The following is a 15,421-nucleotide window of genomic DNA, read 5'->3' on the forward strand; positions in this document are numbered from 1 at the left end:
TACAACTATTTACCTGTTCCTTTAGTCTTTGCAACAATGGCCTCTGCAAGGTTTTGCGGCACTTGTTCATAATGTGAAAATGTTAAGTTTGCTGTTGCTCTTCCTGATGTAAGAGTTCTTAAATCGGTAACATATCCAAATAATTCGGACAATGGCACATCGGCTTTCACCACCTGTGAACCAGCTTTAGTATCCATCCCTTTCATTAATCCCCTTCTACGATTTAAATCTCCAGTCACAGGACCGGTATATTCATCTGGGGTAATTACTTCTAAAGCCATAATTGGTTCTAACAATTTAGGAGCACATTTACGTGCTGCTTCTTTAAAACCCTGGCGAGCAGCTAATTCAAAAGAAAGCGCATCAGAATCAACTTCATGGTAAGAACCATGAAATAAGCGTACTTTCATTGCTTCTATTGGGAAGCCTGCTAATACACCATCTTTCATCGCTTCTTCAAAACCTTTTTGTATGGCAGGTATAAATTCTTTAGGAATAACCCCACCTACAATGGCATTAACAAATTCTAACCCAGCTTTATCGTCTGTTCTCGGGCCAATTTCAAATACAATATCTCCGAATTTACCTCTACCACCAGATTGCTTTTTATAAGTTTCCCGGTGTTCAACATTCTTGGTTATGGTTTCTTTGTAAGCTACTTGAGGTGCTCCTTGGTTGATCTCTACCTTAAACTCACGCTTTAGTCGATCCATAATGATCTCTAAATGGAGCTCGCCCATTCCACGTAAGATTGTTTGGCCAGTTTCCTGATCTGTATGCACTTGCAAAGTTGGATCTTCTTCAACTAATTTACCAATAGCCATGCCCATTTTATCTGCATCGGCTTGGGTTTTAGGTTCAATTGCGTAACCAATTACCGGTTCTGGAAAATCCATAGCCTCCAGTACAATTTTGGCATCTTGAGCGCACAAAGTATCACCAGTTTTAATATCTTTAAAACCTACTACTGCCCCAATATCACCAGCTCCTAAACGTTCAATAGCATTTTGTTTATTAGCGTGCATCTGGAAAATACGCGAAATCCGTTCCTTGTTATTAGATCGGGTATTATATACGTATGAACCAGATTCCAATACTCCTGAATAAGCACGTATAAAGCATAATCTGCCTACATAAGGATCAGTTGCAATCTTAAAAGCTAAAGCAGCAAACGGTTCTTTTTCATCTGGTTTACGAGCAACTTCATTCCCTGTGTCAGGATCTGTTCCTTTGATACTTTCTTTGTCTAAAGGAGATGGACATAAAGCCATTACATAATCCAGCATAGTTTGTACTCCTTTATTTTTAAAAGAAGAACCACATAACATAGGCACAATAGCCATATCAATAGTCGCTTTTCGCAGAGCAGCTATAATTTCATCCTCGGTAATAGATTCTGGATCATCAAAGTACTTTTCCATCAAAGATTCATCGTATTCAGCAACTGCTTCCAACAATTTTTCTCTGTATTCAGTTGCTTCATCCAACATATCCTCTGGAATAGGAACTTCTTTGAAAGTCATTCCTTTATCATGCTCATTCCATTCAATTCCCCGGAAGTTTACCAAATCAACTACACCACGAAAATTATCTTCAGCTCCTATTGGTAATTGTAGTGCTACAGCATTGCTTCCTAACATCTCTCTAACTTGTCGACATACAGCCAGGAAGTCAGCACCAGAACGGTCCATCTTATTTACGAAACCTATGCGAGCTACATTATAATTATTAGCTAAACGCCAATTAGTTTCGGATTGTGGTTCCACTCCATCAACAGCACTGAATAAGAAAACTAATCCATCCAGTACACGCAATGAACGATTTACTTCAACAGTAAAATCTACGTGACCTGGTGTATCGATAATATTAATATGATATTTATCACCTCTATATTCCCAACCTACTGTTGTAGCAGCAGAAGTAATAGTAATACCTCTTTCCTGCTCCTGCTCCATCCAGTCCATAGTTGCTGCTCCATCATGAACTTCACCTATTTTATGACTTACGCCAGAGTAGTAAAGAATACGTTCAGTTGTTGTAGTCTTGCCAGCATCAATATGTGCCGCAATCCCTATATTTCTTGTATATTTTAAATCGCGAGCCATTTTTAAAATCTAAAATGTGAGAAGGCTTTATTTGCTTCTGCCATCCGGTGAGTATCATCTTTTTTCTTAACAGCGGCACCCTCTCCTTTAGCTGCAGCAATGATTTCTCCGGCTAATTTATCTGTCATTGTTTTTTCACCGCGCTTTCTAGCATATAAAATCATCCACTTAATACCTAAGGATATCTTTCTATCTGGTCTTACTTCCGTTGGAACTTGAAATGTAGCACCTCCAACCCGGCGGCTTTTTACTTCTACACTTGGCATTATGTTGTTTAACGCTTTCTTCCAAGTTTCTAAACCGTTCTCTTTCGTCCTCCGCTCAATTACTTCACAAGCATCATAGAAAATATTGTACGCTATGCTTTTCTTACCATCATACATGAGGTAATTAACAAAACGCGTTACTAATGTTTCTTTGTATTTTGGATCTGGAAGGAGAATTCTATTTTTAGGCTTTGCTTTTCTCATCTTATTAAAACAGTATTATTTTTTCTTCTTAGCTGGTGCTCCTTTTCCAGCCGCTGCAGCTTGACCTGGTTTAGGTCTTTTAGCACCATATTTAGATCTTCTTTGTAATCTTCCGTTAACTCCAGCCGTGTCTAAAGCACCACGAATAATGTGATAACGCACTCCCGGCAAATCTTTCACTCTACCTCCCCGGATTAATACTATTGAGTGTTCTTGCAAATTATGTCCTTCCCCAGGAATATATGCATTTACCTCCTTTCCGTTAGTTAACCGAACCCTAGCAACTTTTCTCATAGCAGAGTTTGGTTTTTTAGGAGTGGTTGTATAAACACGAGTACACACACCTCTTCTTTGCGGGCATGAATCTAAGGCAGGAGACTTTGATTTGGTTGTTAACTTTTCTCTACCCTTTCTTACTAATTGCTGTATAGTAGGCATTTAATAATGTTTTATATAAACTATTCTTCTTCCAAAAATGGTTTGCAAAGGTATATAAATTACTTTGCATTATCAAAAAAATTAATAAAGTAATTATGAATCACTTAATAGATTTTTGGCTTTTTTAAATTAGAAATTTTCTTCTTTTTATTTATAATTGCTGATTATCCTAACTTTTAAATTTGCCATATATATCTTTTTTTACTTGCTTCATACTAGTGTGCAGCAGCAAATTCAAATAGTCAGGTTATGTTATAAGCTTAAAAACTTCATTTCATGTTTTACTAATAAATGCTTCCTCAACGATCATATATCTTTTAAATGTCACAATAATAGGATGTTCCAGCCTTGTGAATACTATTTTATACTTATCTTATTCATCATTTTTTAAATTTTACAAAATAAGAAATATGTATAAAGCAAAAAGCCCAGTTAAACAAAACTGGGCTTTTTGCTTTATACATATTTCTTAAGCCTCTCCTATATTGTTTCCAAAGTTCATTGGAAAACTAGGCTCCTCTTGAGTTTGCTTTATAGTACCAAAAGCATTTTCAAATCTTTGAATGTTATCCGATAAAGCCACTAAAAAACGTTTAGCATGCTCTGGTGTTATAACTATCCTGGACTTTACTTTAGCCTTTGGTATTCCTGGCATCAAGCGTATAAAATCAATTACAAATTCACTACTCGAGTGAGCAATCATAGCTAAATTAGCATATTCACCTTCAGCAATTTCTTCAGAAAGTTCTATATTAATTTGATTCTGATCACTCTTTGATACTTCTTTTGCCATCATTATCTATTTTGCAATTCAGATTGTCTGGCTTTTGTTGCTTGTTTAGAAGCAATTAAGGCATCGTACTCTTCTCGTGAACCTACAATTAGGTTGTTATACTCACGCAATCCAGTACCAGCCGGTATTAAGTGTCCTACAATTACGTTTTCTTTTAAGCCTAATAATTCATCTGCTTTTCCTTTTATCGCTGCTTCACTCAGCACTTTAGTCGTTTCTTGGAACGAAGCCGCTGAAATAAAGCTTTGCGTACCTAATGATGCTTGAGTTATTCCTTGCAACGTTGGTTTAGATACTGCAGGTTGCGCATCACGAACAGTTACCAAACGTAAGTCACGACGTTTCAAACTAGAATTCTCATCCCGTAAGCGGCGAGAAGTTACAATTTGCCCTGGCTTTAAGTTTGATGATTCACCTGCATCTTCCACTACTTTCATATCGATTATAGTATCATTCTCTTCCATGAAGGTAACTTTATCAACAATCTGATTTTCAAGGAATGTGGTATCTCCCGGATCAATCACCATTACTTTCTGCATCATTTGCCGCACTACAACTTCAATATGCTTGTCGTTAATTTTTACTCCCTGTAAACGGTATACTTCTTGAATTTCGTTAACTAGGTATTCCTGTACGGCTCCTGGCCCTTGAATATTTAAAATATCCGTTGGGGTAATGGCACCATCTGATAATGGTAAACCCGCCCGAATAAAGTCATTATCCTGAACAAGAATGTGTTTTGACAATGGCACCATGTATTTTTTCTTCACTCCATCTTTCGATTCAATGAAAATTTCACGATTTCCCCGTTTAACACCACCATAAGTAACAACACCATCAATCTCCGATACTACAGCTGGGTTCGAAGGGTTACGTGCCTCAAATAGTTCTGTTACGCGTGGTAAACCACCCGTAATATCTCTTGTTTTACCTATAGCACGCGGTATTTTAGCTAAAATTTGACCAGCCCGAATTTGCTCTCCATCTTCTACTGTTAAGTGAGCACCTACCGGAATGTTATAACCTTTACTTTCGCCGCTACTTGGGTTTACTACTATGGAAGGGTTTTGTGTTTTATCCTTTGTTTCAATGATAACCTTTTCACGGTGCCCAGTTTGTTCATCAGATTCTTCCCTATATGTAATACCTTCAATTAGAGATTCATATGAGATAAGACCATCAAATTCCGATAGAATTACTGCGTTATATGGATCCCAAGCACAAATTTCATCACCTTTAGCAATAGTTTGTCCTTCTTCAACAGTTAAGAATGAACCATAAGGTACGTGATTAGAGATCAGAATTTTATTAGTACCCGACTCTACGATTCTCACTTCTCCGGAACGTCCCATTACTACTCTAACCGTAGTTCCTTCATTGTTTACCGTTTCTATAGTTCGAACATCTTCAAATTCCACTACCCCATTAAACTTAGCCCGGATAGCCGCATCAACCGCAATGTTGGATGCAGTACCTCCTACGTGGAATGTACGAAGCGTTAACTGAGTACCGGGTTCTCCAATTGATTGAGCTGCAATAACTCCAACAGCTTCTCCTTTCTGCACCATACGGCCCGAAGAAAGATTACGCCCATAGCATTTTGCACAGATACCACGCTTGCTTTCGCAAGTTAGCACCGAACGGATTTCAATGGTTTCAATCGCAGTTGCTTCAATTCTTCTGGTAATTTCCTCCGTAATTTCAGTGCCCGCTTCCAGAATCATTTCATTATTGATTGGATCAATAATATCATGCACATTCACGCGACCAAGAATCCGTTCGGAAAGTGATTCTACAATATCTTCATTATCTTTCAACGCACTTACTTCTAATCCACGTAAAGTACCACAATCTTCTTCATTTACAATCACGTCCTGAGAAACGTCTACTAGACGACGTGTTAGGTAACCAGCATCGGCTGTTTTTAAAGCTGTATCCGCCAAACCCTTACGTGCACCGTGAGTAGAAATAAAGTATTCGATTACATCTAAACCTTCCTTAAAGTTAGAAAGAATAGGGTTTTCAATAATTTCACCTACTGAGCCTTGCAAAGATTTTTGTGGTTTAGCCATTAAGCCCCGCATACCTCCTAGCTGCCGGATTTGTTCTCTAGAACCACGAGCTCCAGAGTGCATCATCATATAAATTGAGTTAAATCCTTGGTCGTCTTTTTCCAAACGGCTCATCAGGGTCTCAGTTATCTGGTTGTTTATACGAGTCCAGATATCGATTACTTGGTTATAACGCTCATTATCAGTGATTAAACCCATAGAGTAGTTAGCCCAAACTGCATCAACATCCCTCTTGGCTTGTTCTACCAGAATATCTTTTTCTTTCGGAATAACAATATCACCTAGTCCCATTGATAATCCGCCCTTATAAGCAGATTGAAAACCTAGAGTTTTAATATCATCCAGGAACTGGGCTGTACGAGCCATACCTGTAGCTTTAAATACCCGGGAAATAATCTGCTGTAACTTTTTCTTTGTTAGAAGCTCGTCTACGAAACCAACTTCTTCAGGGACAAATTGATTGAATAATACCCGGCCCGCAACAGTTTCAATAACCTTAGTAACAATCTTTTCGTCTTCATTCAGAACCTTAGTTCTTACCTTAATATAAGCATGTTTAGAAAGCTGTCCTTCATTAATAGCAATGATTACTTCTTCAGCGCTATAGAATATTCTACCTTCACCAGTTATCTTTTCGTTTTCAGTAGATCGTTTACCCTTCGTCACATAATAAAGGCCCAAAACCATGTCCTGAGATGGCACAGCAATTGGGGCACCATTAGCTGGATTCAAAATATTATGTGAAGCTAACATTAACATAGAAGCTTCCAAAATTGCAGCTGGGCCGAGTGGCACGTGTACCGCCATTTGGTCACCATCAAAGTCAGCGTTAAAAGCCGTACAAACTAATGGGTGCAACTGAATTGCTTTGCCTTCGATTAATTTGGGCTGAAAAGCTTGAATACCTAAACGGTGCAATGTGGGAGCCCGGTTTAATAATACTGGATGGCCCTTCAACACATTTTCCAGAATATCCCAGACTACCGGATCTTTCCGATCTACTATTTTCTTTGCTGACTTTACCGTTTTAACAATACCACGTTCAATCAATTTACGGATAATAAAAGGCTTGAAAAGCTCTGCTGCCATATTCTTAGGCAGACCGCATTCATGTAGCTTTAACTCTGGACCAACTACAATAACCGAACGGCCAGAATAGTCAACCCTCTTACCTAATAGATTTTGACGAAAACGACCTTGCTTTCCTTTCAGCATATCTGAAAGTGATTTTAAAGCCCGATTTCCTTCAGCCCTAACGGCATTTACCTTACGGGAATTATCAAATAGAGAATCGACAGCTTCCTGAAGCATACGCTTCTCATTCCGTAGAATTACCTCTGGTGCTTTAATTTCAATCAGTCTTTTCAGACGATTGTTGCGAATAATAACCCGACGATACAAGTCATTTAAGTCAGAGGTAGCAAAGCGTCCTCCATCTAATGGCACTAAAGGACGTAATTCCGGTGGAATTACCGGAACCATCCGAATTACCATCCACTCTGGCTTATTTTCGATGCGAGTAGCAGCATCTCGAAAAGCTTCTACTACGCGCAACCTTTTTAAAGCTTCTCCTTTACGTTGCTGGGATGTTTCATGAGCGGCAGAATAGCGTAATTCATAAGATAAGTCATCGAGGTTAATCCGAGTTAATAATAACTCTAATGCCTCAGCGCCCATTTTTGCGATGAATTTGTTTGGATCACTATTATCCAACATTTGGTTTTCCCGCGGAAGTTTATCTATCATATCTAGATATTCATCTTCCGTCAAGAAATCCAAAATATTTACGCCATCTTCGGCTAAGATTCCTGGTTGTACTACTACATACCGTTCATAGTAAATTATTTGATCTAGCTTTTTAGTTGGCAGACCTAATAAATAACCTATCTTGTTTGGTAAGGATTTAAAGTACCAAATATGAGCAACCGGTACCACTAATTCAATGTGGCCCATCCGCTCCCGACGTACTTTCTTCTCCGTTACTTCCACTCCGCAACGGTCGCAGATAATACCTTTATACCTTATTCTTTTATATTTACCGCAATGACATTCCCAATCTTTTACCGGACCAAATATACGTTCACAAAACAACCCCCCATCTCTGGTTTGTAAGTTCTGTAATTTATTGTTTCCGGTTTAGTTACCTCACCGTTAGACCGCTCCAGAATAGACTCCGGAGAAGCTAAGCTAATTGTAACTTTAGAGAAGTCCTGAACTAATTTTTTATTTTTTGCAAATGCCATTTTTCAGATTTGAAAATTATACAATTTGTCTGTTTAAAACACAACGAAAGCAGGACCAGAAACATTTCATTTCTGGTCTTCGCTTTTTTATTTGTGTTAATCTAAGGTAATTTCCAGTGCCAAGCCTCTTAATTCATGAATCAATACGTTAAAGGACTCAGGGATATTTGGTTTAGGTAGTACGTCGCCTTTTACAATAGCTTCGTAAGCCTTTGCTCTACCTATTACATCATCTGATTTTACTGTCAGGATTTCTTGCAAAACATGTGATGCACCAAAGGCTTCTAGAGCCCAAACCTCCATCTCGCCAAAACGCTGACCACCAAATTGAGCTTTACCACCCAAAGGTTGTTGTGTAATCAAAGAGTATGGGCCGATAGAACGGGCGTGCATTTTGTCATCAACTAAGTGACCTAATTTCAGCATATAAATTACTCCAACAGTAACAGGTTGATCAAACTTATCTCCGGATAAACCATCGTATAAGTAAGTACGGCCGTACCGAGGAACACCTGCTTCCCTTAATTCAGCCGAAACTTGTTCTTCCGATGCGCCATCAAAAATAGGTGTAGCATACTTTTTACCTAATTTCAAACCAGCCCATCCTAATACGGTCTCGTAAATCTGGCCAATGTTCATCCGCGAAGGTACCCCTAATGGATTTAGAACAATATCCATTGGCGTTCCATCTTCTAGAAATGGCATATCTTCTTCCCGAACAATACGAGCGACAACTCCCTTATTACCGTGACGACCAGCCATTTTATCCCCTACTTTCAATTTACGTTTCTTAGCAATGTAAACTTTGGCTAGTTGTACGATACCAGCTGGTAACTCATCGCCAACCTCTAGTGTAAAGCGCTCCCGCTTAAATCTAGCTGATATATTGTTACGACGTTTGTTATAATTTTTAACCAACTCTATAACCATATTGTTTACGCGGTCATCAGCTGTCCAGTTTTCTAAGATTAAATCTTTAAACAAGTTAACTTCTTCTGGTACAGCATAATTACTTTCGTCCTTATATGGGTTTTTGTCTGGGAATAAGTTTTCAGCAATATTCTTGCGGGAGAACTTTATACCTTTCGACATAATTTCATCCCCGAATTTATGCTTGATACCATTAGTTGTCTGGCCATCCAGTAGTTGTGTTAACTTGTCAACCATTATATTTTTAACAGCTTTCAATTCACTGTTATAATGTGATTTCAAGTCTTCTACTTCTTTTTTAGACTTAGCCCGCAGGTTTTTATCTTTCTTAGGACGAGAGAATAACTTAGTTTCAATAACTACACCATTTAGTGATGGTGGTGCTTTCAGAGATGCGTCTTTCACATCACCGGCTTTATCCCCAAAAATTGCTCTTAATAGCTTTTCTTCGGGGGTGGGATCAGTTTCTCCTTTTGGCGTTATTTTACCTATTAAAATATCACCTTCTTTTACTTCAGCACCCCGACGAATAATACCATTTTCATCTAAGTTACGTACTGCTTCTTCGCTTACATTCGGAATTTCAGAAGTTAGTTCTTCTTCTCCTCTTTTAGTCTCGCGAACTTCTAATTCAAATTCTTCAATGTGAATAGAAGTAAAGACATCATCACGTACTACTTTCTCTGAAATAACAATAGCATCCTCAAAGTTATAACCTTGCCAAGGCATGAAAGCTACTTGTAGATTGCGTCCTAAAGCTAATTCGCCATCGTTCGTTGCATACCCTTCACATAAAGCTTGACCTTTAGAAACAACATCACCTCTATGCACTATTGGCGTTAGATTAATACAAGTATCTTGATTAGTTCTTCTGAACTTTATCAGATCATATGTTACATACTCAGCGTCGAAACTTACCAATTTATCATCTTCGCTTAAGTCATATTTAACTACTACTTTATTTGCATCGACAAACTCTACAACTCCTGGACCTTCCGCAATAATTAAAGCTCGAGAGTCAATTGCAGCCCGACCTTCTAAGCCTGTACCCACTATAGGAGCTTGTGGTTTTAACAATGGTACTGCTTGGCGTTGCATGTTGGAACCCATCAAAGCCCGGTTTGCATCATCGTGTTCCAAAAAAGGAATTAAAGATGCCGCCACCGACACAATTTGGTTGGGTGCTACATCCATGTAAGTATAAGTAGCTGGCTCTGTAACTGGGAAGTCACCTTCAAATCGTCCTTTAACTCTATCCGATAAGAAATTACCTCCCTCATCAATCACGGCATTTGCCTGTGCAATGTGATGTGTATCCTCTTCTTCTGCTGTTAAGTAAACAACACCAGTTTCAACTTCTACTTTCCCTTCTGTTACTTTCCGGTACGGAGTTTCAATGAAGCCCATATTATTCACTCGGGCATGCACGCACAAAGATGATATTAACCCGATATTTGGACCTTCTGGTGTTTCAATAGTACACAAGCGTCCATAATGCGTATAATGTACGTCACGCACTTCAAAGCCTGCTCTTTCTCTAGAAAGACCTCCAGGCCCTAAGGCAGACACCCGGCGTTTATGAGTTATCTCAGCTAATGGATTAGTCTGGTCCATAAATTGGGATAACTGGTTAGTTCCGAAGAAAGAGTTGATAACGGAAGAAAGAGTACGAGCATTAATTAGATCTACAGGTTTAAATTCTTCATTATCCCGTACGTTCATCCGCTCTTTAATAGTACGAGCCATACGTGCTAATCCAACTCCAAACTGAGCATATAACTGTTCACCAACTGTACGAACCCGGCGATTACTTAAGTGGTCAATATCATCTACTACAGCTTTAGAATTGATTAAGCCAATCAGGTATTTTACTATAAGAACAATGTCCTCATTGGTTAATACTTTGGCATCCCAGTTATTATCTAATCCTAGTTTTTTATTAATTCTGTAACGCCCAACATCACCTAAATCATAACGTTTATCCGAAAAGAATAATTTTTGAATTATATCGCGGGCAGTTTCTACATCAGGCGCTTCTGTATTCCGTAATTGGCGATAGATCTGCTCTACAGCTTCTTGCTCGGAGTTTGAATTATCTTTTTGTAAAGTATTATAAATAATAGTATAATCCGCGATATTCACGTTTTCGCGGTGCAAGATGATAGACTTCGCACCTGAATCCAATATAGTATCTATATCTTCTTCCGCTAAAGTAGAATCACGCTCCAACAATACTTCATTACGATCAATAGAAACTACTTCACCAGTGTCCTCATCCACAAAATCTTCTGTCCAAGTACGTAACACCCGCGCCGCTAACTTACGGCCAACAGCTTTCTTCATAGTTTTTTTATCAGCCGGAACTTCTTCTGATAATCCAAATAAATCCAGAATATCTTTATCTGTTCCATAACCAATAGCACGCAACAATGTTGTTACCGGAAATTTTTTCTTCCGGTCGATGTAAGCGTACATGACATTATTAACGTCGGTAGCAAATTCAATCCAAGAACCTTTAAAAGGAATAATTCGGGCTGAATAAAGTTTAGTACCGTTTGTGTGTTTACTCTGCGCAAAGAATACCCCTGGCGAACGGTGTAATTGAGAAACAATCACACGTTCAGCTCCATTAATCACAAACGATCCTTTTTCCGTCATGTAAGGAATGTTTCCTAAGAAAACTTCCTGTTCAATAGTCTCGAAATCTTCATTATCTTCGTCATTACAAATCAGCCGAAGTTTTGCTTTTAAAGGAACAGAATAGGTTAAGCCCCGATCAATACATTCATCTACTGAATATTTCGGTGGATCAACATGGTAATCAATAAATTCCAGAACAAAGTTTTCCCGAGAATCAGAAATAGGAAAGTTCTCGGCAAATACTTTAAACAATCCTTCATCCGTCCGATTTTCGGCGGGTGTTTCTAACTGAAAAAAGTCGCGAAAAGATTGTAGCTGAACATCGAGAAAATCCGGGTAATCAATTACTGGGGTAATCGAAGCGAAATTAATTCGCTCATTCATTTTATGTTTAGCCAAAACTTTGAAATTTAAAGTTTAAAAACTTATTTTAAAAAATTTCCTAAAGGAAATTCAAAGGTCTGAGCCCAATAAAGTTTTTGGGGTACAAACAGGAAAAGACCTGGCTAAATTGCCAGGTCTACTTATTGGTAGAAGATTGTAAGGCGTAAGTTTAATTACTTAACCTCCACTTCAGCGCCAGCTTCTTCTAATGCTTTTTTCAGAGATTCTGCTTCATCTTTGGCCACCCCTTCTTTCAATGCTTTTGGAGCAGCATCAACTAATTCTTTTGCTTCTTTCAGACCTAAGCCAGTCAATTCTTTTACTAACTTAACTACTGCTAGTTTAGAAGCACCAGCACTTTTAAGTACTACATCAAAAGCCGTTTTTTCTTCAACTACAGGAGCATCTGATCCACCAGCAGCACCGCCGGCTACCATCACTGGAGCTGCAGCTGCCGGCTCAATGCCGTATTCATCCTTCAGGATTGTAGCTAGTTCATTTACCTCTTTTACAGTTAAATTTACTAACTGCTCAGCGAATGCTTTTAAATCTGCCATTTTTTATTAAAAATTAAAAGTTATTTATTTATTGTTTAATTATTCTTTTTCAGATAACGTTTTCAGGATGCCCGCAAGCTTATTACCTCCACCTTGCAGTGCAGATATAACATTTTTAGCTGGTGATTGTAACAGACCAACAATTTCGCCGATCAAATCTTGCTTCGACTTAATTGTGTTCAGTACTTCTAAATTTTCAGCACCAACAAATACATCACTGTCTATGTAAGCTCCTTTAAAAGCAGGTTTAGCTTCCACTCCTTTACCATAAGCTTCAGCTTTATAAAACGCTTTTAAAAGTTTAGCTGGAGCACTGCCTGACTCTTTTGAGAACAATACACCTGATTGCCCTTTTAATGCAGTATCCATAGCAGATGTATTGGCACTTAATGTATCTAAAGCTTTCCGGATTAAAGTATTTTTATATACTTTATACTCCATACCCTTATCAAAACACAACCTGCGGAACCTGTTTATACTAGCAACGCTAAGCCCAGCTGCGTCTGTGATGTAAAAGAATTGGTGTGTAGCAAACTTATCTGCTAATTCGTTAACTATCGCTTGTTTTTCTTTCCTTGTCATTCTCTTATTTTGCTGAAGTTAAACTTGGATCTACTGGAACTGCCGGACTCATTGTGCTTGACAATGTAATACTTCTAATATAAGTTCCTTTGGCAGATGAAGGTTTTAACCGATTTAATGTGGAAATTACTTCTGAAGCGTTCTCCGCTAACTTATCCGGTGAAAAAGAAACTTTTCCAATGCTTGTGTGGATGATACCAGTTTTATCCACTTTAAAGTCGATTTTACCAGCTTTCACTTCCTTCACTGCTCTTGCTACATCGGGAGTAACCGTACCCGATTTAGGATTTGGCATTAAATTACGAGGTCCCAAAATTCGGCCTAAACGACCAACTTTCGCCATAACAGAAGGCATTGTGATAATTACATCTACATCCGTCCAACCTTTTTCAATTTTTTGGATATATTCATCCAAACCAACATAATCGGCACCCGCATCTTTGGCTTCCTGTTCTTTATCTGGTGTGCATAAAACTAGCACCCGAACAGTTTTTCCTGTACCGTGTGGCAATGTAGCAATACCACGAACCATTTGGTCTGCTTTACGTGGATCTACGCCTAATCGTACATCGATATCAACTGAAGCATCAAACTTAGTGAAAGTAATTTCTTTTACTACTTCTGCTGCATCAATCAAAGAATATTCTTTATTCAGGTCTACTTTAGCTAAAGCAGCTTTCCTGTTTTTAGTGTTTTTTGCCATTACTATCTAATATTATTCGCTCCAGGGCGCTTTACCTGTAACTGTAATACCCATGCTACGTGCAGTACCTGCTACTAACTTCATAGCAGATTCCACTTTAAATGCATTTAAATCGGGCATTTTAGTTTCCGCAATTGTTCTTACCTGATCCCAAGTTACCGAACCAACTTTATTACGATTTGGTTCTTTGGAGCCACTTTTGATTTTAGCAGCATCTAATAATAAAACAGGAGATGGTGGAGTTTTAATAACAAAGTCGAATGACTTATCGGTGTAGATTGTAATCAACACTGGACAAATTTGGCCGGCTTTATCTTGGGTTCTAGCATTAAACTGCTTACAGAATTCCATAATATTTAAGCCTTTTGAGCCAAGAGCAGGTCCAATCGGTGGCGAAGGATTCGCGGCACCTCCCTTTACCTGAAGTTTCAGGTAACCTTTTATTTCTTTTGCCATTTTTTTTATTTAACTGTAGCCGTTAGCTTCCAGCTTATTTAGTTTTTTGCTCTAATTTTAAAATTCAACACGTGAGAGCTACCAGTGTTAATTATCTTAAGACTCTTTTTCTACCTGCATGTAGTTCAGCTCAACCGGTGTATTTCTACCAAATATTTTTACCATAACGTTGAGTTTTTTTCTTTCTTCAAATACCTCTTCTACAGTGCCGGCGAAACCGTTAAATGGTCCATCCATTACTTTAACTGTTTCCCCTACTATAAACGGAGACTCTAAAGTTTCTTCCGTTTCATCAGTTTCATCTACCTTACCTAGAATACGGTTTACTTCTGATAAACGAAGAGGTACCGGTTTTTTCATGGCAGAACCTTCATTAGCACCTAAAAAGCCAATTACTCCAGGAGTACTGATAATAATGTGCTCTGCTTCACCATGTGATAAATCAGCATGAATAAGAATATAGCCCGGGAAAAAGTTACGTTCCCGCACTCTTTTCTTTCCATTCCGCATCTCGTAAACCTTTTCCGCTGGAATTAATACTTGCGGCACATAATCGGTAAGCTCTTGTCTAGATATTTCAGTTTCGAGGTAAGATTTAGCTTTCTTTTCCTGACCACTTACTGCACGAACTACATACCATTTTAAATCTGCCATTTACTCTTAGATTAAAACTGGTTGTAAAACCACGATAAGGTAGAATCGTATACAAAATCCATCAGGCCCACAACAATCGCAAATACAATTGAGCCTACCAATACTAATACCGAGCTATTCTGTAACTCGCTATACTTTGGCCATGAAACACGATGTCTCATTTCCTCAACTGTATCACTGATATAATTCTTAACCTTTTCCATCAACTACGAAATTGCCAAATTTATTTGCACGGGTGGAGAGACTCGAACTCCCAGCCAATGGTTTTGGAGACCACTACTCTACCAATTGAGCTACACCCGTAAAAAAATGCACACCATTTTTGAAATGGAGTGCAAATTTAACTATTTTATATATATAAACAAATCCGCTCCCAAAATTTATTTGAGAGCGG

Annotated in this window: 12 protein-coding genes and 1 tRNA gene; all 13 read right to left on the reverse strand. The window is 38.4% G+C overall.

Features of this window, described 5'->3' with window-relative positions:
- Positions 1 to 5: 5 nt before the first annotated feature.
- The gene (fusA, locus tag AHMF7616_RS16410; protein ID WP_115373875.1) at positions 6 to 2,105 is read right to left on the reverse strand and encodes an elongation factor G; all 2,100 of its coding nucleotides are present in this window, start codon (positions 2,103 to 2,105) and stop codon (positions 6 to 8) included.
- Between the two features lie 2 nt (positions 2,106 to 2,107).
- Entirely contained in the window at positions 2,108 to 2,575 is a 468-nt protein-coding gene (gene rpsG / locus AHMF7616_RS16415) for a 30S ribosomal protein S7 (RefSeq protein ID WP_115373876.1), read from the reverse strand.
- A 15-nt stretch (positions 2,576 to 2,590) separates the two neighbouring features.
- Positions 2,591 to 3,013 (reverse strand): 30S ribosomal protein S12, encoded by a 423-nt coding sequence (rpsL, locus tag AHMF7616_RS16420; protein ID WP_115373877.1) that lies wholly within the window; start codon positions 3,011 to 3,013, stop codon positions 2,591 to 2,593.
- 469 nt (positions 3,014 to 3,482) lie between these two features.
- Positions 3,483 to 3,806, reverse strand: a complete 324-nt coding sequence (locus AHMF7616_RS16425; protein WP_115375651.1) for a DUF3467 domain-containing protein — start codon at positions 3,804 to 3,806, stop codon at positions 3,483 to 3,485.
- A gap of 2 nt (positions 3,807 to 3,808) precedes the next feature.
- The gene (rpoC, locus tag AHMF7616_RS16430; RefSeq protein ID WP_449489618.1) at positions 3,809 to 7,969 is read right to left on the reverse strand and encodes a DNA-directed RNA polymerase subunit beta'; all 4,161 of its coding nucleotides are present in this window, start codon (positions 7,967 to 7,969) and stop codon (positions 3,809 to 3,811) included.
- Positions 7,970 to 8,217: 248 nt separating this feature from the next.
- Positions 8,218 to 12,075: a DNA-directed RNA polymerase subunit beta gene (gene rpoB, locus AHMF7616_RS16435; protein WP_115373878.1), complete on the reverse strand. Its 3,858-nt coding sequence runs from the start codon at positions 12,073 to 12,075 to the stop codon at positions 8,218 to 8,220.
- A 173-nt stretch (positions 12,076 to 12,248) separates the two neighbouring features.
- Positions 12,249 to 12,632 (reverse strand): 50S ribosomal protein L7/L12, encoded by a 384-nt coding sequence (rplL, locus tag AHMF7616_RS16440; RefSeq protein WP_115373879.1) that lies wholly within the window; start codon positions 12,630 to 12,632, stop codon positions 12,249 to 12,251.
- Positions 12,633 to 12,671: 39 nt separating this feature from the next.
- Positions 12,672 to 13,214, reverse strand: a complete 543-nt coding sequence (rplJ, locus tag AHMF7616_RS16445; RefSeq protein ID WP_115373880.1) for a 50S ribosomal protein L10 — start codon at positions 13,212 to 13,214, stop codon at positions 12,672 to 12,674.
- Between the two features lie 4 nt (positions 13,215 to 13,218).
- Entirely contained in the window at positions 13,219 to 13,917 is a 699-nt protein-coding gene (gene rplA / locus AHMF7616_RS16450) for a 50S ribosomal protein L1 (RefSeq protein WP_115373881.1), read from the reverse strand.
- Positions 13,918 to 13,929: 12 nt separating this feature from the next.
- The gene (gene rplK, locus AHMF7616_RS16455) at positions 13,930 to 14,373 is read right to left on the reverse strand and encodes a 50S ribosomal protein L11 (protein WP_115373882.1); all 444 of its coding nucleotides are present in this window, start codon (positions 14,371 to 14,373) and stop codon (positions 13,930 to 13,932) included.
- Between the two features lie 96 nt (positions 14,374 to 14,469).
- Positions 14,470 to 15,027 carry a transcription termination/antitermination protein NusG gene (gene nusG, locus AHMF7616_RS16460; RefSeq protein ID WP_115373883.1) on the reverse strand — a complete coding sequence of 186 codons (558 nt, stop codon included), beginning with the start codon at positions 15,025 to 15,027 and terminating at the stop codon, positions 14,470 to 14,472.
- A gap of 11 nt (positions 15,028 to 15,038) precedes the next feature.
- Positions 15,039 to 15,230 (reverse strand): preprotein translocase subunit SecE, encoded by a 192-nt coding sequence (gene secE, locus AHMF7616_RS16465; RefSeq protein WP_115373884.1) that lies wholly within the window; start codon positions 15,228 to 15,230, stop codon positions 15,039 to 15,041.
- Positions 15,231 to 15,257: 27 nt separating this feature from the next.
- Positions 15,258 to 15,330 (reverse strand) — tRNA-Trp (locus AHMF7616_RS16470).
- Positions 15,331 to 15,421: the final 91 nt, after the last annotated feature.

It is taken from the genome of Adhaeribacter pallidiroseus, from assembly GCF_003340495.1.
Classification (GTDB): Bacteria; Bacteroidota; Bacteroidia; order Cytophagales; family Hymenobacteraceae; genus Adhaeribacter; species Adhaeribacter pallidiroseus.